The sequence below is a fragment of the Kitasatospora sp. NBC_01266 genome (genome assembly GCF_036242395.1).
Taxonomy (GTDB): Bacteria; Actinomycetota; Actinomycetes; order Streptomycetales; family Streptomycetaceae; genus Kitasatospora.
This window is the reverse complement of record NZ_CP108458.1, coordinates 5242506-5268991: the sequence shown is the minus strand read 5'-3', so window position 1 is coordinate 5268991 and position 26486 is coordinate 5242506. Positions and strand designations below refer to the sequence as shown.

At 73.9% G+C, this 26486-nt stretch carries 27 protein-coding genes; 13 read left to right on the top strand and 14 right to left on the bottom strand.

Going from position 1 to position 26486, the window contains the following annotated elements; all coding sequences use genetic code 11:
* Nucleotides 1-31: 31 nt before the first annotated feature.
* The 5 genes from moeZ to OG403_RS23060 form a co-directional block, all read right to left on the bottom strand.
* On the bottom strand, nucleotides 32-1210 hold the full coding sequence (gene moeZ, locus OG403_RS23080) for an adenylyltransferase/sulfurtransferase MoeZ (protein WP_329567368.1): 1179 nt from the start codon (nucleotides 1208-1210) through the stop codon (nucleotides 32-34).
* A 144-nt stretch (nucleotides 1211-1354) separates the two neighbouring features.
* Complete coding sequence (locus tag OG403_RS23075) at nucleotides 1355-2380, bottom strand: NAD-dependent epimerase/dehydratase family protein (RefSeq protein ID WP_329567366.1); 1026 nt, start codon at nucleotides 2378-2380, stop codon at nucleotides 1355-1357.
* A 97-nt stretch (nucleotides 2381-2477) separates the two neighbouring features.
* Nucleotides 2478-3434 carry a hypothetical protein gene (locus tag OG403_RS23070; RefSeq protein WP_329567364.1) on the bottom strand — a complete coding sequence of 319 codons (957 nt, stop codon included), beginning with the start codon at nucleotides 3432-3434 and terminating at the stop codon, nucleotides 2478-2480.
* Nucleotides 3434-4966, bottom strand: a complete 1533-nt coding sequence (locus OG403_RS23065) for a DUF3492 domain-containing protein (RefSeq protein WP_329567363.1) — start codon at nucleotides 4964-4966, stop codon at nucleotides 3434-3436. Before OG403_RS23065 ends, OG403_RS23070 begins: the two co-directional genes overlap by 1 nt.
* Before the next feature lie 424 nt (nucleotides 4967-5390).
* Complete coding sequence (locus OG403_RS23060; protein ID WP_329567361.1) at nucleotides 5391-6359, bottom strand: alpha/beta fold hydrolase; 969 nt, start codon at nucleotides 6357-6359, stop codon at nucleotides 5391-5393.
* Between the two features lie 177 nt (nucleotides 6360-6536).
* Between OG403_RS23060 and OG403_RS23055 the strand changes: the two genes are divergently transcribed.
* The 3 genes from OG403_RS23055 (at nucleotide 6537) to OG403_RS23045 (ending at nucleotide 8045) form a co-directional block, all read left to right on the top strand.
* Nucleotides 6537-7205 carry a TetR/AcrR family transcriptional regulator gene (locus tag OG403_RS23055; RefSeq protein ID WP_329567359.1) on the top strand — a complete coding sequence of 223 codons (669 nt, stop codon included), beginning with the start codon at nucleotides 6537-6539 and terminating at the stop codon, nucleotides 7203-7205.
* A 158-nt stretch (nucleotides 7206-7363) separates the two neighbouring features.
* Nucleotides 7364-7591: a DUF3107 domain-containing protein gene (locus OG403_RS23050; protein WP_280687678.1), complete on the top strand. Its 228-nt coding sequence runs from the start codon at nucleotides 7364-7366 to the stop codon at nucleotides 7589-7591.
* A 163-nt stretch (nucleotides 7592-7754) separates the two neighbouring features.
* A complete protein-coding gene (locus OG403_RS23045) occupies nucleotides 7755-8045 on the top strand; it encodes a hypothetical protein (RefSeq protein WP_329567354.1) in 291 nt (96 codons plus the stop codon).
* Between the two features lie 35 nt (nucleotides 8046-8080).
* Here OG403_RS23045 and OG403_RS23040 read toward each other — a convergent pair whose 3' ends face one another.
* Complete coding sequence (locus tag OG403_RS23040; RefSeq protein WP_329567352.1) at nucleotides 8081-8803, bottom strand: ferritin-like fold-containing protein; 723 nt, start codon at nucleotides 8801-8803, stop codon at nucleotides 8081-8083.
* 622 nt (nucleotides 8804-9425) lie between these two features.
* On the opposite strand from OG403_RS23040, the gene OG403_RS23035 reads away from it, so the two are divergent.
* The 5 genes from OG403_RS23035 to OG403_RS23015 all read left to right on the top strand — a co-directional run bounded on the left by OG403_RS23035 (nucleotide 9426) and on the right by OG403_RS23015 (nucleotide 15421).
* Entirely contained in the window at nucleotides 9426-11864 is a 2439-nt protein-coding gene (locus OG403_RS23035; RefSeq protein ID WP_329567350.1) for a DEAD/DEAH box helicase, read from the top strand.
* A gap of 208 nt (nucleotides 11865-12072) precedes the next feature.
* A complete protein-coding gene (locus tag OG403_RS23030; RefSeq protein ID WP_329567347.1) occupies nucleotides 12073-12957 on the top strand; it encodes an alpha/beta fold hydrolase in 885 nt (294 codons plus the stop codon).
* A 398-nt stretch (nucleotides 12958-13355) separates the two neighbouring features.
* A complete protein-coding gene (locus OG403_RS23025) occupies nucleotides 13356-13502 on the top strand; it encodes a hypothetical protein (protein ID WP_329567345.1) in 147 nt (48 codons plus the stop codon).
* Nucleotides 13503-13770: 268 nt separating this feature from the next.
* Nucleotides 13771-14409 carry a DUF6758 family protein gene (locus OG403_RS23020; RefSeq protein ID WP_329567343.1) on the top strand — a complete coding sequence of 213 codons (639 nt, stop codon included), beginning with the start codon at nucleotides 13771-13773 and terminating at the stop codon, nucleotides 14407-14409.
* Between the two features lie 124 nt (nucleotides 14410-14533).
* Nucleotides 14534-15421 (top strand): PHP domain-containing protein, encoded by an 888-nt coding sequence (locus tag OG403_RS23015; RefSeq protein WP_329567341.1) that lies wholly within the window; start codon nucleotides 14534-14536, stop codon nucleotides 15419-15421.
* Nucleotides 15422-15430: 9 nt separating this feature from the next.
* Here the strand turns inward: OG403_RS23015 and OG403_RS23010 are convergent, their stop codons facing one another.
* The 3 genes from OG403_RS23010 to OG403_RS23000 all read right to left on the bottom strand — a co-directional run bounded on the left by OG403_RS23010 (nucleotide 15431) and on the right by OG403_RS23000 (nucleotide 17568).
* Complete coding sequence (locus tag OG403_RS23010) at nucleotides 15431-16075, bottom strand: suppressor of fused domain protein (RefSeq protein ID WP_329567339.1); 645 nt, start codon at nucleotides 16073-16075, stop codon at nucleotides 15431-15433.
* Between the two features lie 31 nt (nucleotides 16076-16106).
* Complete coding sequence (locus OG403_RS23005) at nucleotides 16107-16949, bottom strand: DMT family transporter (protein ID WP_329572475.1); 843 nt, start codon at nucleotides 16947-16949, stop codon at nucleotides 16107-16109.
* 73 nt (nucleotides 16950-17022) lie between these two features.
* Nucleotides 17023-17568 (bottom strand): hypothetical protein, encoded by a 546-nt coding sequence (locus tag OG403_RS23000; RefSeq protein ID WP_329567337.1) that lies wholly within the window; start codon nucleotides 17566-17568, stop codon nucleotides 17023-17025.
* Between the two features lie 137 nt (nucleotides 17569-17705).
* On the opposite strand from OG403_RS23000, the gene OG403_RS22995 reads away from it, so the two are divergent.
* From OG403_RS22995 to OG403_RS22985, 3 genes are all read left to right on the top strand, one after another.
* Nucleotides 17706-19034: a magnesium transporter MgtE N-terminal domain-containing protein gene (locus OG403_RS22995; RefSeq protein WP_329567336.1), complete on the top strand. Its 1329-nt coding sequence runs from the start codon at nucleotides 17706-17708 to the stop codon at nucleotides 19032-19034.
* Between the two features lie 76 nt (nucleotides 19035-19110).
* Nucleotides 19111-19656, top strand: a complete 546-nt coding sequence (locus OG403_RS22990; protein WP_329572473.1) for a DUF1003 domain-containing protein — start codon at nucleotides 19111-19113, stop codon at nucleotides 19654-19656.
* A gap of 67 nt (nucleotides 19657-19723) precedes the next feature.
* On the top strand, nucleotides 19724-20881 hold the full coding sequence (locus OG403_RS22985; protein ID WP_329567334.1) for an Mrp/NBP35 family ATP-binding protein: 1158 nt from the start codon (nucleotides 19724-19726) through the stop codon (nucleotides 20879-20881).
* A 37-nt stretch (nucleotides 20882-20918) separates the two neighbouring features.
* Here the strand turns inward: OG403_RS22985 and OG403_RS22980 are convergent, their stop codons facing one another.
* The 4 genes from OG403_RS22980 to sigE form a co-directional block, all read right to left on the bottom strand.
* Nucleotides 20919-21602, bottom strand: coding sequence for a hypothetical protein (locus tag OG403_RS22980; protein ID WP_442910960.1), 684 nt, complete (start codon nucleotides 21600-21602; stop codon nucleotides 20919-20921).
* A gap of 132 nt (nucleotides 21603-21734) precedes the next feature.
* Entirely contained in the window at nucleotides 21735-22172 is a 438-nt protein-coding gene (locus OG403_RS22975) for a sec-independent translocase (RefSeq protein ID WP_329567332.1), read from the bottom strand.
* Between the two features lie 150 nt (nucleotides 22173-22322).
* A complete protein-coding gene (locus tag OG403_RS22970; protein ID WP_329567330.1) occupies nucleotides 22323-23267 on the bottom strand; it encodes an anti-sigma factor family protein in 945 nt (314 codons plus the stop codon).
* Nucleotides 23264-23989, bottom strand: a complete 726-nt coding sequence (gene sigE / locus OG403_RS22965) for an RNA polymerase sigma factor SigE (RefSeq protein WP_329572469.1) — start codon at nucleotides 23987-23989, stop codon at nucleotides 23264-23266. The genes OG403_RS22970 and sigE overlap by 4 nt, the downstream gene beginning before the upstream one ends.
* Nucleotides 23990-24340: 351 nt before the next feature.
* Between sigE and OG403_RS22960 the strand changes: the two genes are divergently transcribed.
* Entirely contained in the window at nucleotides 24341-24973 is a 633-nt protein-coding gene (locus OG403_RS22960) for an O-methyltransferase (RefSeq protein ID WP_329572467.1), read from the top strand.
* Nucleotides 24974-25112: 139 nt separating this feature from the next.
* Here OG403_RS22960 and OG403_RS22955 read toward each other — a convergent pair whose 3' ends face one another.
* On the bottom strand, nucleotides 25113-25280 hold the full coding sequence (locus OG403_RS22955; RefSeq protein WP_329567328.1) for a DUF3117 domain-containing protein: 168 nt from the start codon (nucleotides 25278-25280) through the stop codon (nucleotides 25113-25115).
* A gap of 387 nt (nucleotides 25281-25667) precedes the next feature.
* Between OG403_RS22955 and OG403_RS22950 the strand changes: the two genes are divergently transcribed.
* Nucleotides 25668-26468, top strand: coding sequence for an enoyl-CoA hydratase-related protein (locus OG403_RS22950; protein WP_329567326.1), 801 nt, complete (start codon nucleotides 25668-25670; stop codon nucleotides 26466-26468).
* The last annotated feature ends 18 nt before the right edge of the window (nucleotides 26469-26486 follow it).

Sequence of the window (26486 nt, the reverse complement as noted above, 5' to 3'; positions counted from 1 at the left end):
CCGGCCTCCTTGCGTCACGGTGATCAGCGGATCAGTAGACCGGCTTCTCGGGCTCGATCTGGTTGACCCAGCCGATCACGCCGCCGCCCAGGTGGACGGAGTTGGCGAAGCCCGCCGACTTCAGCACGGCCAGCACCTCGGCCGAGCGGACACCGGTCTTGCAGTGCAGCACGATCTTCTTGTCCTGCGGGAGCTTCTCCAGCGCGTTCCCCATCAGGAACTCGTTCTTGGGGATCAGCACCGCGCCCGGGATGCTGACGATCTCGTACTCGTTCGGCTCCCGGACGTCGATCAGCAGGATGTCCTCATGGTTGTCCTGCATCTCCTTGAGCTGCTTCGAGGTGATGGTCGAACCGAGCGCGGCCTCCTGGGCCTCCTCGGAGATCGCGCCGCAGAAGGCCTCGTAGTCGATCAGCTCGGTGACCGTCGGGTTCTCGCCGCAGAGCACGCAGTCGGGGTCCTTGCGGACCTTGACCTGGCGGTAGTTCATCTCCAGGGCGTCGTAGATCATCAGTCGGCCGACCAGCGGCTCGCCGACGCCGGCCAGCAGCTTGATCGCCTCGGTGACCTGGATCGAGCCGATCGAGGCGCAGAGCACCCCGAGCACGCCGCCCTCGGCGCAGGAGGGGACCATGCCCGGCGGCGGGGCCTCCGGGTACAGGCAGCGGTAGCAGGGGCCGTGCTCGGCCCAGAAGACGCTCGCCTGGCCGTCGAAGCGGTAGATCGAACCCCACACGTACGGCTTGCCGAGCAGCACCGCGGCGTCGTTCACCAGGTACCGGGTGGCGAAGTTGTCGGTGCCGTCGACGATCAGGTCGTAGCCGGAGAAGATCTCCATCACGTTGTCGTTGTCGAGGCGCTCGTCGTGCAGGATCACGTTGACGTACGGGTTGATCTCCTGCACCGAGTCCCGCGCCGACTCGCCCTTGGAGCGGCCGATGTCGGACTGGCCGTGGATGATCTGGCGCTGCAGGTTGGACTCGTCGACGGTGTCGAACTCGACGATGCCGAGCGTGCCCACCCCGGCCGCGGCCAGGTACATCAGCGCCGGGGAACCCAGGCCACCGGCACCCACGCAGAGCACCTTGGCGTTCTTCAGCCGCTTCTGCCCGGCCATCCCGACATCCGGGATGATCAGGTGGCGGGAGTACCTGCGGACCTCGTCTACGGTGAGCTCGGCAGCCGGCTCGACCAGGGGTGGCAGCGACACGGGGACTCCGATGGTCGTCAAATTACGGTGTTCCTTCAGCCAACAGTGTCACGCCGGTGCGGTATTCCGAGACGGTAGGTCCGACAGCTGAGACAGTCGGCGCCGGATGCTGGGCATCGCCCCCTGGCCGCGCGGTCGCCCCGGCTACACCCGGCAGGCGGTCTCCAGCCAGACATCGCCCAGTGACTCCTCCAGCGGGGTCTGGGCCCGCCAGCCGAGCCGCTCGCGCGCGGTGCGGACATCGGCCTGCCGCCAGGGCACCGGCTCGACCACCGGGCGCGGCTCCGGCGCCACCGGACCGACGGGTCCGGCGGGCCCAACAGGTCCGGCGGGCCCAACCGGTCCGACGCCGACCGGTCCGGCCACACCGGAGAGCGGCAACGGCTCCGCGGCCGCCTGGGCGGGCAGCGCCACCGTGCGGACCTCCTCGCTCAGCACGCCCTCGAAGCCCGCCGCCCGGACCAGCAGCTCAGCCGCCTCACGGGCCCGGACGGCATGCCCGCTGCCGACGTTGATCACCCCGGTCGCGGCCGAGACCGCCGCCGCCAGCACCGCGTGCGCGACGTCCCGGACGTCGACGAAATCCCGGAACGGGGACAGGTCCGGCATCCGGACCTGGCTCTCCTGCTGTTCCAGGGCCCGGCGCAGCCCCTCGGCGAGCCGGCCGAAGAGCGAGGCGGCCGGGGTGCCGGGGCCGACCACGTCGAAGACCCGCAGCACGGCCGCGTCCAGCCCGGAGGAGAGCACCAGCTCGGTGCCGGCCAGTTTGGACACCCCGTACGGGCCGACCGGGCGCGGCTCGGCGCTCTCCGCGATCGGCGCGCCGACCGGCACCGCCCCGTACTCTGCGGCCGAGCCGATGTGCACCAGACGGGCTGGCTCCCGGCTGCGCCGGATCGCCTCGCAGACGGTCGCCACGGCGAGCGCGTTGGCCCGCACCAGGGTCCGCGAGGTCCCGTAGGTGGCACCGGCGCAGTTGACCACCACCTGCGGCGCCACCGCGTCCAGGAACCGGGCCAGCGCCCCGGGACTCCCGGCCGCCAGGTCGAACCGGATGTCGGCCGAATCCCGCCGCCCGAGCACCGTGACCTGCAGGTCACGATCCACCAGCAGCCGATCGGCGACCCGACGGCCGATGTAGCCGCCGGCACCCAGCAGCAGCACCCTCATCCCAGACTCCTGACCATTGCCTTCGATTGATTGACCGAGTGATCGACCCGGCGGTGAGCGACCTGCCCGTCCCGCACCGCGGGACGGCGCGACCGCCTCACCAGTAGGCCTGCGGACGGCCCAGTGCCACCCAGGCGTACGGCAACAGCACCGCGGCCACCAGGCCGGTGGCCAGTGCCGTCAGCGCGCCCGGGGTGGCCATCCAGCCGGCCGGCAGCAGACCGCAGCAGCGCAGCGCCGACAGGCCCGCACCGAGCCCGTCGGCGGCGAGCAGGCCCGCCAGCGCGGCACCGTACCGACCGCAGCGGCGCAGTGCGGCGGCGATCGCGATCAGCAGACCGAGTGCGGCCTGGGCCGCCCACTGGGTGGGACCGGCCCGTTGGATCACGGCCTGCAGCAGCCCGCCGGCGGCCCCCGGCCCCGGGCGCGGGGCGATGGCGGTGAGCACCGCGATCGCGGTGAAGCTGGTCAGCGCGAGCACGGCCAGGTGCAGCCCGAGGGCCACCGGCAGCACCGGACGCATCCGGGCCCGGAACTGCGCGAGCGTGCCGGCCGTGCGCAGCTGCAACCGGCCCGCGTGCCGCACCCAGCGGGCCGCCCGGTCGGCGGCGCGACTCGCCGCCCAGGCCGCGAGCACCAGCGCCGCCGCCGTGCCGACCCGCGACGGGCCCCGCCCGGCAGCCGGGCCCGCCGCCGATCCGGAGTCGCCGAGCACCGTGACCAGCGGCAGCAGCAGCGCCCCCAGCAGCGCGCCCCCGGCCCAGCACCACCGGCGCCACCCGGGCGCCGAGACCGGGGCATCAGCCGATGCCATGGCCGCGACCGGGGCACCCGGCGGTGGCTCGTGGCCGTCCGCCGGCTTGCGCGGCACCCGGGCGAAGAGCTCCTCGGCGAGCGAGAAGACATCCGCGTGCCGGTAGCGCGCGGCCGCGGCCGGCCCCAGGCCCGCCTCCTCCAGCACGGCGGCGATCTCCAACGGGTGGGTGGCCCGCTCGCACAGCTCCCGGTGCTCCGCCATCAACTCCCGCACCGGGTCGGCCCCGGCCCCAGCCATCAGTGCGCCCGCGCCATCGTGTCGGTGACCGCCCCGGTCACTCTGGCCGCCCCGGCCACCCAGAACTCGGCCGGCCGCGCGAACGGCCGCGGCAGCGCCCCGGCCCGGCGCTCGGCGGCCGGGAAGGCCGGCCAGCGGGAGACCAGTTCCAGATAGATCTCCTGGAACGCGGCCACCACCGGCTCCACCGCGAACCGCTCCTGCGCCCGCAACCGCCCGGCCACCCCGAGCCGGGCCCGCCGCTCCTCGTCACCGAGCAGCGCCAGGCAGGCGACCGCCAGTGCCGCCGGATCAGCGGGCGGCACCAGCAGCCCGGTCGGCCCGACCACCTCACGCGTCACGCCCACGTCGGTGGCGATCAGCGCCCGCCCGCTGAGCATCGCGCCGACCAGCGCCCCGGGACCGCGCCGGGAGCGCCCGGAGAACACCGCGACCGTGCCGTGGGCCCAGTCGCCGGCCTGCTCCTCGAAGACCGCCGACTCCCCCAGCCGCAGCCGCCGGGCCAGCTCCGCGCAGTGCTCCCGGTACCCGGTCGCGCCCTCGGGGCCGCGGAGCAGCAGCCGCGCCTCGGGCGCCTCAGCGCGCACCCGGGCGAAGGCGTGCAGCATCAGCTCCGGGTCGGCGGCCGGCTCCAGCCGACCGGTCCAGAGCAGCGTGGGGCGCGTCGGCTCGGCCCCGGCCGCCGGGCGGTCCACCGCCGCCGTGCCCTGGTAGACCACCCGGACCCGCTCCTGGTCGGCCCCGCAGCGCAGCTGCCAGTCCCGGTCGTAGGAGCTGCCGGGGGTGAGCAGCGCGGCCTGCCGGTAGGTCTCCACGGTCAGCAGGCGGAAGAACGAGAGCAGCAGCGCCCGCACCGGCCAGCGGTACGGCGCCTGCCGGTAGCCCAGGTACTGCTCGCGCAGGTGCAGACCGTGCTCGGTCAGCACGAACGGCACCCCGTGCAGCCGCTCGGCCACCAGCGCGGGCAGCGCGGCCGGCCCGCCGCCGACCACATGGCACAGATCGGCGCCGCCGAGGCCGCCGGGCCCGGTGCCGTACCAGTCGGCCGCGAGCGGGCGCAGGCACTGCTCCAGCAGGTCGCCGGCCACCAGCACATCGCGCAGCAGCGGCGCTCCGGCGGCGGTGTCGGCGCCCGGCGAGCGCCAGACCCGCTCCAGCACCTGGTGCGCGTGTTCGGAAGCCAGGAACGCGGGCAGCCCGCCGTCCTGCTGGGCCAGTTCGGCCAGCGCGTGCAGGCCGGCCGCGAAGCTGGCCCGCTCGCGCGGCAGGACCAGGGAGCGGATCAGGTCCTCGTAGGCACGGGCGTAGTACCGGCGGCGGACCGCACCGGGTCCGCGCCCGCCCCGCGGCGGGCCGCCGAGCACCAGCGTGCGCACCCCGGACTCGGCCCCGGCGGCACCGGACTCGGCCCGGGGCAGCAGCGTGAAACGCTCGAACTCGTGCTCCGGCAAGCCGGCGATCAGCCGCTCGCACCAGCCGTCGGCACGCTGGGCAGGCCGACGGGCACCCTCGGTGAGCAGGGCAATGCGCATGAGGACCTCCGATGGCAGAACTGTGGACACGGTCGAACCCGCCGTTGCGGCACGCTGGACACCGGCCCTGACAGCCGGTCAGAACGGCGGGAGTACCCGCCCTTGAGTCACCTTCCGAGTCACTTTCGGGGCGCCCCCGCGCCCCACCGCGCGACCGGCCCCCACGGTCGCGCCACCGGGCGATCGCCCGGCCCTGGGGGCACCTCCCGGCCGAAGGCCAGGGGAGAGGTGGCACCCCCGCCCACTGCGCACATCAAACACACCCTCGGGCGCCCGCCCCGGCTCGCCGGCGGCCACGCCCCCCACATCTGTTCGGTCCGACACCACGAAGGTAGAGCGCGATGCCCGCCACCCGGCGCCCTGCGGCCCGCCTGCCACCTGAACGAGTGAACGCCCGTAACCTCATTCGGCCGCCGGCGTTCGGTCAGCCGGCCACCTCGCGCTGGAACTCCCGCACCGCCCGCGCCACCTGCGCCGGGTGCTCCATCATCGCCACGTGCCCGGACTCCGGCAGCACCAGCAGCCGGGCGTCCCGGAAGGCGGCGCAGGCCCGGGCCGCCGAACGGTACGAGACGAGCTTGTCGCGCAGCCCGTACACCAGCAGCACCGGTGCCGCCACCCGCCGGGCCTGTCGCCACAGCGCCTGGTCACCGCGCTCGGTGTAGGCGGAGACGATCCCGCGCGTCGAGCCGACCAGCATCTGCATCGCGTAGGGCAGCCCCATCCGTCGCTGGTACTCGGCCACCGCCGACTCCCGGCGCTCGACCGGGATCGCGCGCGCGTTGCCGTAGACCAGGTCGAGCAGCCCGTCGGTGACCTGCTCCACGCTGCGACCACCCGCCGAGATCCGCCGCAGCAGCCTGGGTACGCCGGGCAGCGCCAGCGCGGCGGTGGGCAGCGCGGTGCGTTGCGGCGGCAGTTCGGGCAGCGCGGGCGAGATCAGCGTCAGGCTGAGCACCAGGTCGGGCCGGAGCGCGGCCAGCCGCACCGCCACCGCACCGCCCAGCGAGTTGCCGAACAGGTGCACCGGGCCGCGCCCGCTCGCCTCCAGGTAGCCGATCACCGCCCGGACGTGCCCGGAGACCGAGAGGTTGCCGTCCGCCGGCGGCGGCGACCAGCCGAAGCCCGGCAGGTCCAGCGCCTCGCCCCGGACCACCCCGGTCAGCTCCGCCATCAGCTCGGTCCAGTTGTCCGAGGAGCCGCCGAGCCCGTGCACGAAGAGCGCCTCCGGCAGGCCCGCCGAGGCGTCCGCGGTCGGCCCGGTCACCGCGAGGACCGCGCCGGGCACCTCGACCGTCCGGGTTGCCCAGCGGGCCGCCGGACGCGGGGCGGCGCCGCTGTCGCCGCCCGGTTCCCGCTGTGCCCCGGCCCGTTCCCGCTGCTCAGTGCTCATGGGAGAAGATGGTAGTGAGACTCTGGCGCCCACCGGGGCCGCGCGCCGTATTGTGGGCTCCCGACAACCCGAGAGCAGCACCTTTTCCCCGAAGGGACAGGCGCGCGGCGGGTTACCCAAAAGTAGAATCACTGCCCATTGCCCGAGCACCACCGCCAGCCAGAAGTGAGGAGCGCCGTGACGGCCATCCAGGAGGCCCAGGACCGCCCACGCGGCGCCCGGCTGCCGCGTAGCGCCCGCCGCGAGCAGTTGCTCGGAGCCGCGCAGGAAGTGTTCGTCGCGCAGGGTTACCACGCCGCCGCGATGGACGACATCGCCGAGCGCGCCGGGGTCAGCAAGCCGGTGCTCTACCAGCACTTCCCGGGCAAGCTCGAGCTCTACCTGGCGCTGCTGGACAAGCACTGCGACGCGCTGGTCGAGTCCACCCGCAAGGCGCTGGACGCCACGACCGACAACAAGCAGCGGGTCGCGGCCACCATGCAGGCCTACTTCGACTACGTGGCCAGCGAGTCCGGCTCGTTCCGGCTGGTCTTCGAGTCCGACCTGACCAACGAGCCGTCGGTGCGCGAGCGGGTCGACCGGGCCGCCGACCTGAGCGCCACCCTGGTCAGCAGGGTGATCGCGGAGGACACCGACCTGCCCGAGACGGAGGCCAAGCTGCTGGCCGCCGGGGTCTGCGGGCTGGCCCAGATCACCGCCCGCTACTGGCTCTCGCAGGGGCGCGAGATCCCGCGCGAGGAGGCCGTGCGACTGGTCGCCAGCCTGGCCTGGCGCGGTCTCAAGGGCTTCCCGATGCACGCGGGCGACGGCGGCCCGGTGGCCGGCCAGCCGCCGGTCGCGGGCTGACCCTCGGACCGGTCGGCCGGGCTGTTCGGCCAACTGGTCCACCCCGTACCCGGCCGGTTGCTCTATGGTGAAGCCGTACGGCACGGCAGCCGAGAACTCCGGTTCGGACAACCCGGCGATCGTGCGTGGCTGGCTCAAACCCCGGAGGGACACAAGCCGTGGAGGTCAAGATCGGCGTGCAGAATGCGCCGCGAGAGATCGTCATCGAGAGCCCGCAGACCGCGGATGAGGTGGAGAACGCGGTTGCCAAGGCGCTGGACGGCACTTCGAAGCTCTTCTCGCTGACCGACGAGCACGGCCGCCGCATCATCGTCCCGGCCGAGCGGCTGGCGTACGTCGAGATCGGCGAGCAGGCCGCGCGCAAGGTCGGCTTCGGCACCATCTGAGCGCCCTGCTCAGCGAACCGCTGAGGGCTTCACCACACTGCCCGCCACTCCCTTGGGGAGTGGCGGGCAGTGTGGTTGGATCGGCGCAGCCGGGGGTATGGGTGGGCCACTGCGGTCCCCCCGCCGCAAATCCCGCCCCAAATCTTTACCCCCGGAGGCCATCGTGCCGCTGCTCGTCGGAGCCGTCGTCTTCGCGCTGATCGGCCTGCTGGCCGGGGCCGCGGCCATCTTCGTGGTCCCGGAGTACTTCCCGATGGCACGCGGCCTGACCATCGCCACCGCGCTGGTCTCCGCCCTGCTGAGCGGCCTGGTCGCGCAGTTCACCCTGGCCGGGGACCTGCCGGAGACGCTGGCGGCGACGGTGCTCTGCACCGGGCTGCTGACCTCGGTGCTGGCCCGCCCCGACCTGGCCGCCCGGCACGGCAGCCACCGACGCCGGCGGCACGCCGCGTAGCAGCGTGGTCCAGGGCCTGTCCGGCCCCAGGAGCCCTAGGAGGCCAGCCCGAGCGCGCTCATCCGCTTGGTGTGCGCCTCGGTGATCCGGTTGAACATCTTGCCGACCTCGACCAGGTCGAAGCCGCGCACCTCGGCGCCGCCGACCAGCAGGTTGGAGAGCGCGTCGCGCTCGGCCACCACCCGCTGCGCCTGGCTGAGCGCCTCGCCCATCAGCCGCCGGCCCCAGAGCGCGAGCCGGCCGCCGACCCGCGGGTTCTCCTCGATCGCCTGGCGCACCTTGTCCACCGCGAACTGCGCGTGCCCGGTGTCGCTCATCACCCCCAGCACCAGGTCCCGGGTGTCGTCGTCCAGCCGGACCGCCACCTCGCGGTAGAAATCGGTCGCGATCGAGTCGCCGACATACGCCTTGACCAGGCCCTCCAGCCAGTCCGAGGGCGCGGTGACCCGGTGGAAGTTCTCCAGCGGCTCGACGAACGGGGTCATCGACTCGGTCGGGTCGGCACCGATCTCGGCCAGCCGGTCGTGCAGCAGCTGGTAGTGCGCGAACTCGGCCGAGGCCATCCGGGCCAGCGCCGCCTTGTCGGCCAGGCCGGGGGCGAGCTTGGCGTCGTCGGCGAGGCGCTCGAAGGCGCTCAGCTCGCCGTACGCCAGGGCGCCCAGCAGGTCGAGCACCGCGGCGCGGTAGTCGGGGTCCGCCGAGCAGGTCGTCCAGTCACCGATCGAGCCGACCTGGCCGGCCCCGCCTTGAGTCTCCATGGCCCAAACTCTAGACCGCCGTGCCAGAGGCTCCGAGCGCAGCTCAGCTGCCATGTCAGACGCGTCACGTGTTCGAGTCGTCGGCTGACGGTACAGTGGTGCAGAGACCCGTATGCCCGCACGGTGCGCAAGCCGCGCGGGTTCGCCTCGTCCGGAGGATTCCGGCACGCGGCGCCCGGGGATTCACGTACGCGGATGCCCGGTCGGAGACCCGATCGGCTCCGACCTTGGCTTGGACCCCAAGCCAGGCACCGCATCAGTGGCCGAGCGAGGGCCGCCGCGGACCGCGCCGCAGGGCGCCGGTCCCGCGCCGGACCCCTCACGGGACCTTTCCCCACGCCACGGGACGCCGCGGCCCAGCCAGGGCCGGCCTCCCGGACGCCGCAGGGACCGGCGCGGTCGTGCACGACCTCGCGAGTTCGCGACCAGGCCCACCGGCCCTGGACGCGGCCGCGCGGCTGCCCGCCGTCCTCTCGCTCTCGGCCCGCCACACGGAAGAGGCAGCACCCTGTCCACCACGACCGAACCCACGAAGACCACGTTCCGCGAACTCGGCATCCTCCCGGAGACCGCCGAGGCGCTCGAAGCGGTCGGCATCATCCACCCGTTCCCGATCCAGGAGATGACCCTGCCGGTCGCCCTGACCGGGCACGACGTCATCGGCCAGGCCAAGACCGGCACCGGCAAGACCCTCGGCTTCGGCCTGCCGCTGATCGAGCGCGCCATCGTCCGCGCCGACGTCGACGCCGGCCGCGCCACCGAGGAGCAGCTCTCCGACAGCCCGCAGGCGCTGATCGTGGTCCCGACCCGCGAGCTGTGCACCCAGGTCACCAACGACCTGCAGACGGCCGGCAAGGTCCGCAACGTCCGCGTGCTGGCCATCTACGGCGGCCGGGCCTACGAGCCGCAGGTGGAGGCGCTGAAGAAGGGCGTCGACATCGTGGTCGGCACCCCCGGCCGCCTGCTCGACCTGGCCGGGCAGAAGAAGCTCGACCTCTCCAAGGTCCGCGCGCTGGTGCTGGACGAGGCCGACGAGATGCTCGACCTGGGCTTCCTGCCCGACGTCGAGAAGATCATCACCATGCTGCCCGCCAAGCGGCAGACCCTGCTCTTCTCGGCCACCATGCCGGGGCAGGTGATCAGCCTGGCCCGCCGCTACATGAGCCAGCCGACCCACATCCGCGCCGCCGCGCCGGACGACAGCGGCCACACCGTGGCCAACACCACCCAGCACATCTTCCGGGCGCACTCGCTCGACAAGGTCGAGCTGGTCTCGCGCATCCTGCAGGCCGACGGCCGCGGCCTGGCGATGATCTTCTGCCGCACCAAGCGGACGGCGGCGGACGTCTCCGACCAGCTGACCCAGCGCGGCTTCGCGGCCGGCGCCGTGCACGGCGACCTCGGCCAGGGCGCCCGCGAGCAGGCACTGCGGGCCTTCCGCAGCGGCAAGGTCGACGTGCTGGTCTGCACCGACGTCGCGGCCCGCGGCATCGACGTCGAGGGCGTCACGCACGTCATCAACTACCAGTGCCCCGAGGACGAGAAGACCTACCTGCACCGGATCGGCCGCACCGGCCGGGCCGGCGCCTCCGGCACCGCCGTCACGCTGGTCGACTGGGACGACATCCCGCGCTGGCAGCTCATCAACAAGGCGCTGGAGCTCGGCTTCAACGAGCCGGAGGAGACCTACTCCACCTCCCCGCACCTGTACGAGCTGCTGAACATCGCGCCGGGCACCAAGGGCGTGCTGCCCCGCTCCGAGCGGACCCGGGCCGGGCTGGCCGCCGAAGAGGTCGAGGACCTCGGCGAGACCGGAGGCCGCGGCTCGCGCTCCGGCGGACGGGGCGAGCGTCCGCGCGGCGGGCGCGGTGGCGCGGAGCGGACCGACCGCACCGAGCGGACGGACCGTACCGACCGCACGGACCGCACGGACCGCTCCGGCGGGCGGCGCGGCGGTTCGGGCGAGCAGCAGCAGGCGAGCGAGGAGCGGGCGGCCCGCGCGCCGCGCGCCCGGCGCCGCACCCGTGGCGGTTCCTCGGTGAGCGGTGCCCTGGAGGCGGCGGCCACCCAGCCGACGCCGACCACCGGAACCGCCGCGGTGGCGCAGGCGCCGACCGCGGGTCCCGGTACGGACGGCGAGAGCACGGCGCCGCGGCGTCGTCGGCGCCGTTCGCGCGGCAACGCTTCGGGCGAGGCCGCGCCGGCGACGGCGGTGGTCGAGGCTGCCGCCGAGGTGGTGACCGAGGCCGCGATCGCGGTCGCCGCCGAGGTGGCCGAGGCTCCGGCGCCCGCCGCGGTGCTGCCCAGCCAGCCGGCCGCGCCGGCCGAGGAGAGCACCCCCGCGGTGGCGAAGAAGGCCACCCGGACCCGCAAGGCGGCGGCCAAGAAGGCCGTGGCCGAGCCGGTGGTCACCGAGACCCCGGCCGAGGCTCCGGTCGCCGAGGTCGCGCCCGTCGAGGCGGCCCCGGCCGCCAAGCCGCGCAAGCGCACCACCAAGAAGGCCGTCGCCGAGCCGGTGGCCGCCGACGAGACCCCGGCCGAGGCAGCCCCGGCCGCCAAGCCGCGCAAGACCGCTGCCAAGAAGGCCGTGGCCGAGCCGGTGGTCGCCGAGATCCCTGCCGAGGCCGCCAAGCCGCGCAAGCGCACCACCAAGAAGGCCGTGGCCGAGCCCACCGCCGTCGAGGTCGCGCCGGTCGAGGAAGCCCCGGTCAAGAAGGCCGCCGCCAAGAAGACGGCCACCCGCAAGACGGCCGCCAAGAAGGCCGTCGCCGAGCCGGTGATCGCCGAGACCGCCGAGATCCCTGCCGAGGCCGCCAAGCCGCGCAAGCGCACCACCAAGAAGGCCGTGGCCGAGCCCACCGCCGCCGAGCCCACCGCCGTCGAGGTCGCGCCGGTCGAGGAAGCCCCGGTCAAGAAGGCCGCCGCCAAGAAGACGGCCACCCGCAAGACGGCCGCCAAGAAGGCCGTCGCCGAGCCGGTGATCGCCGAGACCGCCGAGGCGGTCCCGGCCCCGCGCCGCCGGACCCGGAAGGCCGCCGCACCGGCCCCGGCGACCGACTGACGCGGCAGCACCTGACGCGGTGTCGGGGCGGGCGGACCCATCGGTCCGCCCGCCCCGCGCGTTTCCCGCCCGCGCTCAGCCACCCCGGCGGGGTCGCGCTCAGCCGCCCGTGGCGGCCATCCCCGCAGCTCCCGGCCGTTCCCGCCGGTGGGCGGTCACCTATGCTCGGGACGGCTCCGCTATCCGGCCGACCCAGGAGTGCCTCCCGATGAGCATGCCGCCCTTCCTCGACCTGCCCGCCCGCGCCACCGCCGTGCGACTGGCCACCGCGCGCGGGGAGTTCGCCGCGCTGCGGGCCGAGCCGGCCGGGCCGGTACGCGGCACGGTGCTGCTGGTCCCCGGGTTCACCGGCAGCAAGGAGGACTTCATCGCGCTGCTCGAACCCCTCTCCGCCGCAGGCCTGCGCGCCGTCAGCTACGACCAGCGCGGCCAGTACGAGACCGGCGGACCGGCCGACCAGGACGCCTACGCGCTGGCCGAGCTGGCCCTCGACCTGCTGGCGGTCACCGAGCTGCTGACCACCGAGGACGGCGGCGGTCGGCCGCACCTGCTCGGGCACTCCTTCGGCGGCCTCGTGGCGCGCGAGGCCGTGCTGGCCGCGCCGGCACCGCTGCCCTGGGCCTCGCTGGTGCTGCTCTCCACCGGTCCCGGTCCGATCGATCCGCCGGAGGCGGCCAGGACCAAGATGCTGATGGACGCGCTGCCCGTCTGGGACCTGGAGACCATCTGGCAGGTGAAGCAGCAGATGGCGGCCGCCGAGGACGCCCCGTCCGAGCAGCCCGCGCCGGAGATCGCCGAGTTCCTGCACCGGCGCTGGGTGGCCAACGTCCCGCAGTCGCTGTTGGCCATGGGCGAGCGGCTGATCGGCCAGCGCGACCGCACCGAGGAGCTTGCCGCCGTCGCGCTGCCGAAGCTGTACGTCTCCGGTGAGCGGGACTACGCCTGGCCCGTCGACGAGCAGGCGCGGACCGCCGATCGGCTGGGCATCCGGCACGTCGTGGTGCCCGGCGCCGAGCACTCCCCGAACGCGGAGCAGCCGGCCCGGACCGCCGCCGAGCTTCTGGCCTTCTGGTCCTCCGTCAAGCTCGGCTGAGCCCGCACCGAACCGAGCCCGACCCGCGCCGGCACCACCCTGCTGAGCCGGCGGCACCCCCGAACCGACCCGAGCGCGACACCGCGGCGCTCGGGTCCGTCGCCTGGACCAAAAATCCTTAGTTACGGTAATATTTGATTCAGACCGGGAATGAACGACCCTGCCAGCACGGTTGGCCACCCATGGCAGCCACCCGAAACAACGACTTCACCGGCGGGCAACCCCGGGGCAAAGACCCGACGACACGCTGACGGACGAGGCCCGCCGCCCGTCCGCCGGCCAGGCCGAACGCGAGGCCAGCAGCGAGGGGGGACCCCATGGCACTGACTGCCGTACCGCGACCGATGAGCACCACCCCACCGCCTCAGCAGCAGCCGAGGCCAGGAAAGGAGAGGCCCGTGCGCTTCGAGATCCTCCGACTGGACGGCCGGCAGGGCACCGGCACCGACCGGCTGATCGCCGACGCGGAGACCGTCCGCCGCCTGGTGGAGGACGCCGCCCGCACCGGCGAGCGCCTGTACATCCGCCCGTGTCAGAGCACCTGACGCCGCGCCGGGCCGCCACCGCGGCCACCGGGCACCCCGACGCCCCGTCACCGATCCTCCGGTGACGGGGCGTCAGCGCTCCGCCCCGGCGCTCGCCACGTCCCGGCACGCCCCGCTCGACGTTTGCCGCCGACCGGCACGGGACATTCCCTAGCGGAGGCCACCGCCCCGGCTCGCGCCCCCAGGGACTTCGGATGCGCAAGCCAAAGCCCTCCGTACGGGTGATCGTCCTTGACGCGGCGGGCCGGAGGGAGGAGCGTTGGCTGTCATGAGGGGCGAGCCAAGTTGCCCGAGGTGCGGCGGTCGGGTGCGTGCCCCCGGGCTCTTCTCCGACACCTGGCAGTGCGACAGGCACGGCGCAGTCCATCCGATGCAGCCGGTGCTGCCGCCGAGCGTGGAGGCACTGGGCGTCGCGGTGGCCCGCTCCCAAGTGCCGATCTGGCTGCCCTGGCCGCTGCCGGTCAGCTGGCTGTACACCGGTATCAGTCACGCCGGCGACGATCTGTCGGGTGCCCGAGCCACCGCTGTGGCCTGCTCCGGGCCCGCACCGCTGGGCGGCTTCGGCGAGCTGGTGCTGGTGGCCGAGGAGCTGGGCGTCGGCCTCGGTGCGCGCTATGCCGGGCTGCCCGGGCCGGACCCGGGAGACGCCATCTCGCTGCACAAACCCGCCGACACCAAGCTGATGGCGGCCGGGCGCCCCACCGCGATGTGGCACGTGCAGGGTGCCCCCGACGACCGCGCGGTCTTCGTCGGTGAGGCGCTGGGCCTGTGGCTCTGGGCGATCGCCTGGCCCGAGCAGTCCGCCCTGCTGATGTACGACGAGCTGGTCATCACCGACCTGCGGGACGCGGGCGCCGAGCTGGACCTGCTGCCCTGCGGGGCACTCTCGCCACGGCTGCTGGGCTGAGCCGCGGGCCGCACAGCCGTGGCGGACGGCTGTCCCGGACGGCTGTCCCGGACGCCTGTCCGGCTGCGGTGACGGCTGGCTATTGTGGGCTGCTCCAGTTCCGCCGCCACCTTGGAGCCCGCCCGTGCGCATCGACCTGCACGCCCACAGCAACGCCTCCGACGGGACCGACACCCCGGCCGAGCTGGTGGCGGCGGCCGTCGCGGCCGGGCTCGACGTGGTGGCGCTGACCGACCACGACACCGTCGCCGGATACCCGGAGGCGATCGCGGCCGTCCAGGCGCTGCCCGCCGGCACCGGCCTGACCCTGCTGCCGGGCGCCGAGATCTCCTGCCGGGTCGAGGGGATCAGCATGCATCTGCTGGCCTACCTGTTCGACCCGACGGAGCCCGCCTTCGCCCAGGAGCGCGAGCTGACCCGCACCGACCGGTTCCGACGCGCTCGGCTCGTGGTGGAGCGCTGCCAGGAGCTGGGCGCACCGATCACCTGGGAGCAGGTCGAGCGGATCGCGGCCGGGGGCGCCTCCCGGCCGGGGGAAGAGCAGGGCTCGGTGGGCCGCCCGCACATCGCCAGCGCGCTGGTCGAGGCCGGCGTGGTGGCCACCGTCTCCGATGCCTTCACCTCCGAGTGGCTGGCCGAGCACGGCCGGGCCCACGTGCCCAAGCACGAGACCGACCCCGTCGAGGCGGTCAAGCTGGTCCGTGCGGCCGGCGGGGTGCCGGTCTTCGCCCACCCCGGCGCCGCCAAGCGCGGCCGGACCGTCTCCGACCAGGTGATCGGCGAGCTCGCGGCGGCCGGGCTCGGCGGTCTGGAGGTGGACCACATCGACCACGACGAGCCGACCCGGGCCAGGCTGCGTGCCCTGGCCGCCGAGCTCGGCCTGTTCACCACCGGTTCCAGCGACTACCACGGCTCGCGCAAGACGGTGCGGCTCGGCGAGTTCACCACCGCACCGGACGCCTACCAGGCGCTGCTCGCGCAGGCCACCGGCGCGCGGCCGATCGTCCGCTGACCGCGCCGGTCAGTCCAGCGCCACCCCGCGCCGCTGGGGGTCCCGCAGGTCGATGCCGCGCTCCAGCCAGCGCTGCTCCAGCGCGGCGGCGCCGTGCACCCGCTTGTGGGCCGCCTCGTTGGGCGTCATCGGCAGCAGCGGCAGGAAGCGCACCGGGTCGGCCGGCTCGTCCAGCGCCAGGTCCTCGATGAGCCCGCCGCTCTCGGCCGCCAGCACCGAGGTGAACGGCGCGCCCTCCCAGAGCGGCGCACCGAGGTCGAGCGAGCTGCCGGGCGCCACCACCAGGCCCTCGACCTGCGGTGTGGCGGCGAAGGTGGCCAGCGCCCGGAGCACGTCGTCGCGCGCCCCGCGCAGGGTCAGCAGCAGCTCCGCGCGCGGCCCGCGGACCGGGTCGGTCAGCGTCGCGGTGGGGTCGGCCATCGGCGCCGCCGCCATGCCGAGGGTGGCGTAGCGGACCAGCCCCTCGGCGTCCGGCCCGAACCGCAGCACCTCGATCCGCTCGGCGCCCAGGAAGGTGATCGCGGCCCGGCCGCTCGGTTCGCCGAAGGCGGTGATCAGCCGCGCCTCGACGGCGGCCAGCACCTCCGCGCGGGTCGGGCCCGACGGGCCGTGCGGCTGGCTTGGGTCACCGAAGAGCGGGAAGTCGTGAGCCATGACCGCGAGCGTACCGGTCGGTAGCCGCAGCTCAGCGCCGACCGCCGCGCAGCACCAAGGCCAGACCCAGCAGGATCAGCAGCACCGCCGGGTAGGCCGCCGCGGCCGGCCGCTGGCCGAGCCAGACGGCGGCGATCAGCGCCGCGCCCGGGGTCTCCAGCAGGATCGCGGTGGAGGTGACCGAGGGCCCCAGGGTGCGCACCACCCGGCTGCTCAGCGAGTGGCCGAGCAGCTGGGCGGCCATCATCAGCAGCGCGATCTGGCCCCAGACGCCGAGCGGGAAGCCGCTCAGCCGGACACCGCCGACCAGGCAGACCACCAGCAGCACCAGCGCCGTGGTGGCGTAGCAGACCAGGGTGTAGGCGGTGGTGCTGACGGTCCGTCGGACCTCGGCGCCCAGCAGCATGTACCCCGCCGCCGCCAGCCCCGCGGCGAGCGCCAGCGCGTCGCCCAGCAGCGCCCGTGAGGAGAGCGACAGGTCGACCCCGGTGAGCACCAGGACGCCGCCGAAGGCGACGCTCATGCCGAGCCAGACCAGCCGGGGCGGACGGATCCCGGTGATCCGCAGCAGCAGGATCGTCCACAGCGGGGTGGTGGTGACCAGCGCCGTGGAGGAGGCGACCGAGGTCATCCGCAGACTGGGCATCCAGAGCGCGAAGTGCGCCGCGAGCAGCAACCCGGCGGCCACCGCCAGCAGCAGCGCGCGGCGGCCGATCCCGCGCAGCTCCGCACGGTGGCGCAGCAGCGCGTACGGACCGAGCACACCCACCGACATGAGGTTGCGCCAGCAGGCGATGGCGAGCGCCGGTGCGGCGGTGGCGCTGATCAGCGGCGCGGAGAGCGAGATGCCCGCGATCGAGACCGCGAGCAGCATCAGGTCGGCCCTCGGCGGCCCGCCCACCGCACCGGTGGGCGCCGGCGCCGACACCCTCCGGTCGAGCAGCCGCTCAGCCACGGCTCTTGCGCCGCCCGAGCAGCAGCTTCGGCAGCCCGGCCGGGATCGGCCGGCGGGTGATGACGGCACTCGGCAGCGGCGCGGCGGCGTGCGAGTCCTGGGGCATGGCACCCGGGCGCGCGGTCAGCTGGCCACGCGGCTCCAACCGCAGCACCCGGCACTCGCGGGCCCAGCGCTCGGTGATGGTGTCGGTGTCGGGGGCGTTCAGCCGCTTGCCCTTGAGCTCGTCGACCGCGCCCTGCCAGGCCTCGCTGCCCGGCTCGACGGCCACCACCCGGACCGGGAAGGAGACCAGCCGGCCTCCCTTGTCCTTGCTGCGGACGGTCACCTCGGCGCCGGCCCCGGTGGTCAGGCCGTGCAGCGGCTGCTCGCCGCCGTCGCCGACCAGGACCACGGCCCCGTCGTACCAGGTGTGCCAGACCGGGCGACACTCGGCCGAGCCCTCGGCCCGCACCCAGAGCAGGCCGGACTTCTTCACGGCCTCCTCCAGCAGGGCGCGGTCGAGGAAGTCGCCAGCGGTCGCAGTCGTTCCGTCCATGCCGGACAGCGTACGGGGCGGGCCCCACGCCGTGGGCGGCAGCGGGCGGGCAGCCGACGCCACCGGCGGCCTCGCCGCGAGCGTTAAGAAGGCGTTTGGATACGCTGGCCTCCCGAGCGACGATCGAGAGGACCTCCATGGCGGGACAGGGCAGCCGGGTCTTCATCTCCCATCTTGCCGGGGTCGCGGTCTTCGACCCCAACGGCGACCAGGTCGGCCGGATCCGCGACGTGGTCGTCGCACTGCGGATCGGCGCGCGCCCGCCGCGGGTTCTCGGACTGGTGGTCGAGGTGGTCGGGCGGCGGCGGATCTTCCTGCCGATGACCCGGGTGACCAGCCTGGAGTCGGGGCAGGTGCTGACCACCGGTGTGATCAACATGCGGCGGTTCGAGCAGCGGCCGACCGAGACGCTGGTGCTGGCCGAACTGCTCGACCGCCGGGTCACCGAGACCGCTTCCGGCACCGAGGTGACCGTGCTGGACGTGGCGATGGTGCAGACCCGGTTGCGTGAGTGGGAGATCAGCAAGGTCTTCGTGCAGCGCGGTCGCGGCAGTCGGCTGCGCAAGAACCGCGGCGAGGCGCTGACCCTGGACTGGTCCGCCGTCACCGGTTTCACGCTGGCCGAGGAGGGCCAGGGCGCGGCCAACCTGCTGGCCACCTTCGAGCAGCTGCGCCCGGCCGACCTGGCCGGCGTGCTGCACCACCTCTCGGCCAAGCGCCGCGCCGAGGTGGCCGCCGCGCTGGACGACGACCGGCTCGCGGACGTGCTGGAGGAGCTGCCCGAGGACGACCAGGTGGAGATCCTCGGCAAGCTCCAGGCCGAGCGGGCCGCCGACGTGCTGGAGGCGATGGACCCGGACGACGCGGCCGACCTGCTCTCCGAACTTCCCGACGAGGAGGCCGAGCGGCTGCTCCAGCTGATGGAGCCGGAGGAGGCCGCCCCGCTGCGTCGGCTGCTCTCCTACCAGGAGGACACGGCCGGCGGTCTGATGACCACCGAGCCGATCATCCTGGAGCCGGACGCCACGGTGGCCGAGGCGCTGGCCCGGGTGCGGATCTCGGACCACAAGCCGGCCCTGGCCGCGCAGGTCTACGTCTGCCGGCCGCCGAACGAGACACCGACCGGCAAGTACCTGGGCACCGTGCACTTCCAGCGCCTGCTGCGGGAGCCGCCGTACACCCTGGTCGGCTCGATCGTGGACGGCGACCTGGACCCGCTGCCGCCGGACACCCCGCTCCCGCTGGTCACCAGCTTCCTGGCCGCCTACAACCTGGTGGCGGCGCCGGTGGTGGACGAGGCGGACCACCTGCTGGGCGCCGTCACGGTCGACGACGTCCTGGACCACCTGCTGCCCGAGGACTGGCGCGAGGCCGCACTGCACGGCGGTGGGGAGCACGACGGCGGGGCACACGGTGGGGAGCACCGCGACACCGATCACGAAAGAGAGGCGCCTGGTGGACAGTGACCGCAAGCAGCGCTCGGGCTCTCGCGACGAGCCCGCCCGCCAGCGTCTCCAGGGCGAACTGCGCGACCTGCGTCAGCTGCGCGAGCTGCGGGCCCGTGAGGGCAGCCGGACCCAGACCACGCACGGCACCTCGGTGCGCTCCCGGCTCGACCAGCCGCGCACCGCGCGCCCGGGCCTCTTCTCGCTGCCCGCCTACGACCCGGAGGCGTTCGGCAAGCTCTCCGAGCGGATCGCGCGGTTCCTGGGCACCGGGCGGTTCATCGTCTGGATGACGGTGGTCATCGTCATCTGGGTGCTCTGGAACACGCTGCTGCCCGGGTCGTTCCGCTTCGACAGCTACCCGTTCATCTTCCTCACCCTGGTGCTCTCGCTGCAGGCCTCCTACGCCGCGCCGCTGATCCTGCTGGCGCAGAACCGCCAGGACGACCGGGACCGGGTCAACATGGAGCAGGACCGGGCCCGCAGCGACCGCAACATCGCCGACACCGAGTACCTGACCCGCGAGGTGGCCGCGCTGCGCCAGGGGCTGGGCGAGGTGGCGACCCGCGACTTCATCCGCTCCGAACTGCAGAGCCTGCTCAAGGAGTTGGAGGAGCGCCGGAGCGACTCCGAGCTTGCCTGACCGACTGTGATCACCAGCACGCTACTGGTCAGTCAGCAGGCCCCCGGCCGAGCCGTACCATCAAGGCATGGCCAATGAGACAGAGGTGGCGACCGGCGTGACGGAGGAGTCCGTCCGCGAGGCGCTGTCGACCGTGCAGGACCCGGAGATCAACCGCCCGATCACCGACCTCGGCATGGTGAAATCGGTGCAGCTCACCGGCGGCACGGTGCGGGTCGCGGTCTACCTGACCGTCTCCGGCTGCCCGATGCGCGAGACGATCACCGACCGGGTGAAGACCGCGGTCGGCAGGATCCCCGGGGTCACCGAGGTCGAGGTCGAGCTCGACGTGATGAGCGAGGAGCAGCGCAAGGAGCTCTCCCAGCTGCTGCGCGGCGGCGCGCCCGAGCGCGAGATCCCGTTCGCCAAGCCCGGCACGCTGACCCGGGTCTACGCGGTCGCCTCCGGCAAGGGCGGGGTGGGCAAGTCCTCGGTCACCGTCAACCTGGCCGCCGCGCTGGCCGCCCAGGGCCAGAAGGTCGCCGTGGTGGACGCCGACATCTACGGCCACAGCGTGCCGCGGATGCTGGGCGTCCAGGGCCGCCCGACCCAGGTCCAGGACATGATCATGCCGCCGTCGGCGAACGGTGTGAAGGTCATCTCGATCGGCATGTTCACCCCCGGCAACGCCCCCGTGGTCTGGCGCGGCCCGATGCTGCACCGCGCGCTGCAGCAGTTCCTGGCCGACGTCTACTGGGGCGACCTGGACGTGCTGCTGCTCGACCTGCCGCCCGGCACCGGCGACATCGCGATCTCGGTGGCCCAGCTGGTGCCGAACGCCGAGATCCTGATCGTCACCACCCCGCAGCAGGCCGCCGCCGAGGTGGCCGAGCGGGCCGGCACCATCGCGCTGCAGACCCACCAGAAGATCGTCGGCGTGATCGAGAACATGTCCGGCATGCCCTGCCCGCACTGCGACGAGATGGTCGACGTCTTCGGCACCGGCGGCGGCCAGACCGTCGCCGACGCCCTCACCCGGGCCACCGGCGCCACCGTCCCGGTGCTCGGCAGCATCCCGATCGACGTACGGCTGCGCGAAGGCGGCGACGACGGCAACCCGGTCGTCCTGGCCGCCCCCGACTCCCCCGCCGGCGCCGCCCTGCGCGCGGTGGCCGACAAGCTCGGCGGTCGCCAGCGCGGCCTGTCGGGCCTCTCGCTCGGGCTGACCCCGAAGAACAAGTTCTGACCCGGTCCCGCCCGCCCCGCTGTGTCGGGCGGGCGGATCAGGGCCTGGTGTACGCGGCCAGGTCCGCGATGGCGCTGAAGCCCACCCCGTACGCGCTCACCCCGCGGCCGTACGCGCCCAGCAGCACGCCCGGGGCCTCGCCGGCCAGCACCCAGCCATACTCGGACTCGCGATAGCGGAAGGGCTGCGGCAGGCCGTTGACGGGCAGGGTGAGCGGGGACCAGCCGGGGCCGCCGAGGTCGTCGGCCAGGTCCCAGGCGAGGGCGGTCTGCTGATCCAGCCACTCCTGCCGGCGGCCACGGTCCAGCCGGCCGGGCCAGGTGACCGCGAGCAGGCCGCAGCCGGCCAGCCAGGCGGCCGAGGAGGCCGAGGTGGCGTCCAGTACACCGGTGCCGTCCGCACTGCGCCGGCCGGGGCGACGGGCCACCGTGACCACCACGGCGAAACGGCGCGGGCCGGGCGCCTCGGGCTGCCTGGGCGGCTGCTCGCCATGGCCGACCGAACCGTAGTCGATGCTGCGCGGCACGCCGGGGCGGTGACCGCCCGCGCCGGCCTGGAGCAGCCAGCGCCGCCCGGTCCAGCCCTCGTCCAGGCCGTACCAGGGGAAGTCGGCCGCCAGGTACGGGGCCAGCGGGTCGGCGGGCTCAGCCGACCGCCGACCCGGCACCTCCGCCGCCTTGGCAGCGGCCGTGTCCACCGCGCGACTGCTCGTAGCGTCCAATCCGGGGCCTCCTTGGCAACCTGTCGGGCACTCAGCACAATAGCGGCGCCGAACAGACGACACCCCGCTCGGCGGGGAGCCGGGCGGGGTGTCGCTGTCGGAGCGCGGTGGCGCCAGGGCGCTGGGGAACCGTCAGGTGGCGTCCAGGTCGAACGGCGGGCGCTCGCCGGCGGCCAGCGGCGGACCGGCGTCGGCGGTCTTCAGCACGTTGACGCCGCCGGCGGCCGCGGCGGTCTTCGTCGTGGCGACCGGGCTGGCCGGCTTGTCGTCGAGCACCGACTTGAGGTCCAGGTCATCGCGCAGGCCCTTCAGGCCCAGCGGGTCCTCCTCGCCGCCCATCAGGTTCTTGCGCACGAAGGTCTTCGGGTTGAGGTCCTCGAACTCGAAGTCCTGGAACTCCGGCCCCAGCTCGCTGCGGATGTCCGCCTTGGCGCTGTCGGCGAAGGACCGCACCTTGCGGATGAATCCGGTCGCGTCCTGGATCAGCTTCGGCAGCTTGTCCGGCCCGAAGATCACAATGGCCATGATCACCAGGGTGATCAGCTCGAGTGGGCCTATGTCGAAGAACACGTGAACTCCCAGCTGCTCGGACGATCCCGGTTCGGCCCGCGACACCGGCTCCCTACAGCGTAATGGCCACCAGCGGATCCTCGGCCCACGGGCGGACGAATCCGTGGTAAAGACCCGCCGGTGGCCCGATGGCCGAAGGCGAACACCGGATCACGGCAACATGACGTGCCCGTGGATCACGGGGTTGACGGCCCGCGCCGTCGGCCCGGGAGTCAGCAGGTCAAAAGAGTGGTCGCCGGGCGCACCGAGCGGCAGGTCCACCGTCAGCGGGCCGTTCAGCGGGGCCACCGGCACGCCGCCAGGCACCTGCGGGTTGACCGCCGTGCCGTGCTGGTCGTCCGCCGGGTTCGGGCTGTCGCCCGCCACTGCGGCAAGTCCCAGACTGCCGAAGCCGCCCAGCGCCACCGCGGCCACCGAGAACGCGCCGGCCGCCGCGACCACCAACCGCCGACCGCGCGGCTGGACGCCGAGGCCGGCACTCGGCAGCGTCAGCGCGGGCCGCCGGCGCTCGGCGGTACCGCCCGACCGGGCCGAACCACGCCGACCGCTCCACAGCCGCGGCTCGGGAGCACGCCCGGCCCGCGGGTCGACCCCGGGCAGCGGCGTGTCGGCGCCGAGTGCGCCGCCACCGAAGGAGGCGCCCGCGCCGCGTCCGAAGGAACCGCCGGTCAGCCGGCTGCCGCCCAGGGTGGGCAGGCTCGGCAGAGCGGTCAGTCCCGAGCCGCCACCCGGGCGGCCAGGACCGCCGTCGAGGTCGTCGGGCTGCGCCGCGACCGCCAGCAGCCGGGCCATCAGCAGCCCGGACGGCCCCGGTGGCTCGGCGGTGGTGAGGCGCTGCTTGACCGCACGGGCCTCCTCGGCCTCGCTCAGGCACTGCCGGCAGGTGGCCAGGTGCGACTGGACCCGCTCGCGGTCGTCATGGCCGAGCTCGCCGTCCAGGTAGGCGGTCAACCGCTCACCGAGGTGGTGCTCCTCCACCAGGGACGGATCGCTCTGGCGCACGGCGATCGGCCGCAGCACGGGGACCTCCTGACGGGTGCTCTCCTGCCGGGCGGGCGCCGGGCGCCGGGCGCCGGACCGGCCTGCGCCGCTCACGATCGCCTCCGCCCGCTCCCACCCGCACCGACCTCCGCGGCGCTCACGAGGGCGGCCACCGGCGCCGGCTCCGAGCCGCCACGCCGGATCCGACCGGGCGCGGCGCCGGGGGCGCGGTGCTTGAGCGCGGCACGCAGGTGCGAGCGGCCACGGTGGATCCGGCTGCGCACGGTGCCGAGCTTGACGCCCAGGGTCGCGGCGATCTCCTCGTAGGACAGGCCCTCGATGTCGCAGAGCACCACGGCGGCCCGGAACTCCGGCGCCAGGGTGTCCAGTGCCTGCTGCACGTCGGCGTCGAAGTGGGTGTCGCTGAAGGCCTGGGCCGGGCTGGGCTCGCGGCTGGGCAGCCGCTCGGCGGCGTCCTCGGCCAGCGCGTCGAAGCGGATCCGCTGGCGTCGGCGGACCATGTCCAGGAACAGGTTGGTGGTGATCCGGTGCAGCCAGCCCTCGAAGGTGCCGGGGGTGTAGGTGGAGAGCGAGCGGAAGACCCGGACGAAGACCTCCTGAGTCAGGTCCTCGGCGTCGTGCTGATTGCCCGTCAGGCGGTAGGCCAGGCGGTAGACCCGGGCGCTGTGCGCCTCGACGATCTCCTCCCAGCTGGGCGGGGTCCAGCCCTGCGCGTCGGCCCCATCGGCGAAGGTCGCGAGCGCGGCGGGGGCCGAGGAGTCGGCGGTGGTGCCGTCGAACGACTGGTCCAGGGGGGTGTGCGCAGACTGGTTCATCACGGGCTTCGGCGTACGGGCCGACGAGGTGCCGCGGAGTTGCCGCCGCACAGGGACGTCGCCCTCGGCCACACCTCCTCGGTTGGCTCTTCTGCCCAGCAGGGCCACCACCATATCCACCTCACCCGTCAGTTCTGGATAAAAGTGCGCTCATCCATCCGACCGTCCGGCGTACGGCCCGCCGCGGCCCTGCCCACCGGCCCCGCACCGGTCCCACGGGACTCCGGCCGACGCGGCCGCGACGCTCTCTGACCGGTCCAACGGCCCGCCGCCGGACGCGGTTCCCACCCGGCCAGTAATCTGTGGCAGGAAATATCGACATCCGGCAGCGCCCCTACTCCCCAGGACCAGATCATCGACTTCGGGCCCGCGGCTGCGACCCTCGCCGACACCTACGTCGGCGAGGACGCCGTGCTGACCTACGCCAGGGCCCAGGCGGCCCGCACCGGGGTCCAGGCGATCGGTCCGAGCGGCGGCGCCTTCCTGCGGCTGCTGGCCGCCGCGCTGGGCGCCAAGGCGGTGGCGGAGATCGGCACCGGCACCGGGGTCTCCGGCCTCTACCTGCTGCGCGGGATGCGCCCGGACGGCATCCTGACCACCGTCGACCCGGAGCCGGTCCGCCAGCAGTTCGCCCGCGAGGCCTATCTGGCGGCAGGCTTCGCGGCCGGCCGCACCCGGTTCATACCCGGCCGCGCGCTGGAGGTGCTGCCCCGGCTCGCCGACGGCCAGTACGACCTGGTGTTCTGCGACGGCGACGCCGCCGAGTCGAAGGCCTATCTCGCAGAATCGTTGCGCCTGCTGAGACCCGGCGGGGCGGTCTGCTTCGAGGGGGTGTTCCAGCAGGGGCGGCTGACCGACCCCGCGCTGGACGACCCGGCCACCGGGGCGATGCGCGAGCTGGTGCAGGCGGTGCGGGAGAGCAAGCAACTGCTGCCCGCGCTGCTGCCGGTCAGCGACGGGCTGCTCTGCGCGGTCAAGCGCTGAAACCGTTCCCCGGGACCATCAGACCGAGCCCGGGCGCCTGGCGACCGGCCCGGGGAATGGCGACGGGGCCCGGTTCCGCTGGTTCGCACCAGTGGTCCGGGCCCCGTGCAGCGCGCTGTCGCGCGCGCAAGCGCGAGAGTCAGCCGCAGGCCTTCTTCAGGGCTTCACCCAGGGCGTTCGCCTCGTCCGGAGTGAGCTCCACCACCAGGCGACCGCCGCCTTCGAGCGGAACTCGCATGATGATGCCCCGCCCCTCTTTGGTGACCTCGAGCGGGCCGTCACCCGTCCGCGGCTTCATGGCCGCCATGCTCGTTCCCCTTCCTGCAACCGCTCAGCTACGTACCAGCAGTCCGTCCACCGCCGGTATCGAACGCATTGATCGGAAGCCATTATCCCGCATTCGACGCCCCGATGACCAACATCACTCTTTCCGCACCCGGGAGCACACCATCACAGAGCAGCTGATTCCGCCTCAGATCCCCCCTCACCCGACCGGGCGAAGACGCATCAGTTGCCGCGCCAGGCCTGCCCGAGCCCGCTAGCATCCGGCCGAACGGGACCCGACAGGCGATCGGGTGGCCGACCGCACGCAAGGGGCCGCAAAGGTGCGCTACCTCACACTCCCGCCGCCCGGCGAGCTCCGGCATGCTGACTCAGGTCCGTGGTGTTACCGATCGGTTGGGAGCCCTCACACATGTCCGACTCCGTCCTGTACGAGCTCGACGGTCCGCTGGCCGTCATCACGATCAACCGCCCGGACGCGATGAACGCGCTGGACGTCCCGACCAAGGTGGCACTGCGGGACACCGTGGCCGAGGCGGCGGCGGACCCGGCGGTGCGCGCGGTGCTGCTGACCGGGGCCGGCGACAAGGCGTTCTGCGTCGGCCAGGACCTCAAGGAGCACCTCGGGCTGCTGCGGCGCGCCGACGAGACCGGCGAGCCGCCGCTGAAGACCGTCGCCGAGCACTACAACCCGCTGGTGCGGGCGCTGGCCGGGATGCGCAAGCCGACGGTGGCCGCGATCGGCGGGGTCGCCGCCGGCGCCGGGGCCTCGCTGGCCTTCGCCTGCGACTTCCGGATCGTCGCCGAGACCGCCGGGTTCAACACCTCGTTCGCGGGCGTGGCACTGACCACCGACTCGGGCGCGTCGTGGACGCTGCCCCGGCTGGTCGGACACGCCAGGGCGACCGAGCTGCTGATGTTCCCGCGCACCGTCAAGGCCGCCGAGGCGCTCACCCTCGGGCTCGCCACCCAGGTCGTCCCGTCCGCCGAACTCGCCGCCACCGCCCGCGAGTTCGCACTGCGACTGGCCACCGGACCGACCGTGGCGTACGGCGCGATCAAGGCCGCGCTGGACTTCGGCGCCTCGCACTCGCTCAGCGAGACGCTGGACAAGGAGAACGAACTGCAGACCCTGGCCGGGGCCAGCGAGGACCACCGGATCGCGGTGGCCGCCTTCCTGGCCAAGGAGACGCCGAAGTACGTCGGCCGGTAGCCACCTCGGCCGGTAGCG

What these genes read in the sequence shown, in the direction of transcription:
- OG403_RS23075 (WP_329567366.1), bottom strand. Translation starts at nt 2,380, where the DNA reads ATGAGGGTGCTGCTGCTGGGTGCCGGCGGCTACATCGGCCGTCGGGTC.
- OG403_RS23070 (WP_329567364.1), bottom strand. Translation starts at nt 3,434, where the DNA reads ATGGCTGGGGCCGGGGCCGACCCGGTGCGGGAGTTGATGGCGGAGCAC.
- OG403_RS23065 (WP_329567363.1), bottom strand. Translation starts at nt 4,966, where the DNA reads ATGCGCATTGCCCTGCTCACCGAGGGTGCCCGTCGGCCTGCCCAGCGT.
- OG403_RS23060 (WP_329567361.1), bottom strand. Translation starts at nt 6,359, where the DNA reads ATGAGCACTGAGCAGCGGGAACGGGCCGGGGCACAGCGGGAACCGGGC.
- OG403_RS23040 (WP_329567352.1), bottom strand. Translation starts at nt 8,803, where the DNA reads ATGGAGACTCAAGGCGGGGCCGGCCAGGTCGGCTCGATCGGTGACTGG.
- OG403_RS23035 (WP_329567350.1), top strand. Translation starts at nt 9,426, where the DNA reads ATGACCCTGCCGGTCGCCCTGACCGGGCACGACGTCATCGGCCAGGCC.
- OG403_RS23030 (WP_329567347.1), top strand. Translation starts at nt 12,073, where the DNA reads ATGAGCATGCCGCCCTTCCTCGACCTGCCCGCCCGCGCCACCGCCGTG.
- OG403_RS23020 (WP_329567343.1), top strand. Translation starts at nt 13,771, where the DNA reads ATGAGGGGCGAGCCAAGTTGCCCGAGGTGCGGCGGTCGGGTGCGTGCC.
- OG403_RS23010 (WP_329567339.1), bottom strand. Translation starts at nt 16,075, where the DNA reads ATGGCTCACGACTTCCCGCTCTTCGGTGACCCAAGCCAGCCGCACGGC.
- OG403_RS23005 (WP_329572475.1), bottom strand. Translation starts at nt 16,949, where the DNA reads ATGCTGCTCGCGGTCTCGATCGCGGGCATCTCGCTCTCCGCGCCGCTG.
- OG403_RS23000 (WP_329567337.1), bottom strand. Translation starts at nt 17,568, where the DNA reads ATGGACGGAACGACTGCGACCGCTGGCGACTTCCTCGACCGCGCCCTG.
- OG403_RS22995 (WP_329567336.1), top strand. Translation starts at nt 17,706, where the DNA reads ATGGCGGGACAGGGCAGCCGGGTCTTCATCTCCCATCTTGCCGGGGTC.
- OG403_RS22985 (WP_329567334.1), top strand. Translation starts at nt 19,724, where the DNA reads ATGGCCAATGAGACAGAGGTGGCGACCGGCGTGACGGAGGAGTCCGTC.
- sigE (WP_329572469.1), bottom strand. Translation starts at nt 23,989, where the DNA reads ATGAACCAGTCTGCGCACACCCCCCTGGACCAGTCGTTCGACGGCACC.
- OG403_RS22955 (WP_329567328.1), bottom strand. Translation starts at nt 25,280, where the DNA reads ATGGCGGCCATGAAGCCGCGGACGGGTGACGGCCCGCTCGAGGTCACC.
- OG403_RS22950 (WP_329567326.1), top strand. Translation starts at nt 25,668, where the DNA reads ATGTCCGACTCCGTCCTGTACGAGCTCGACGGTCCGCTGGCCGTCATC.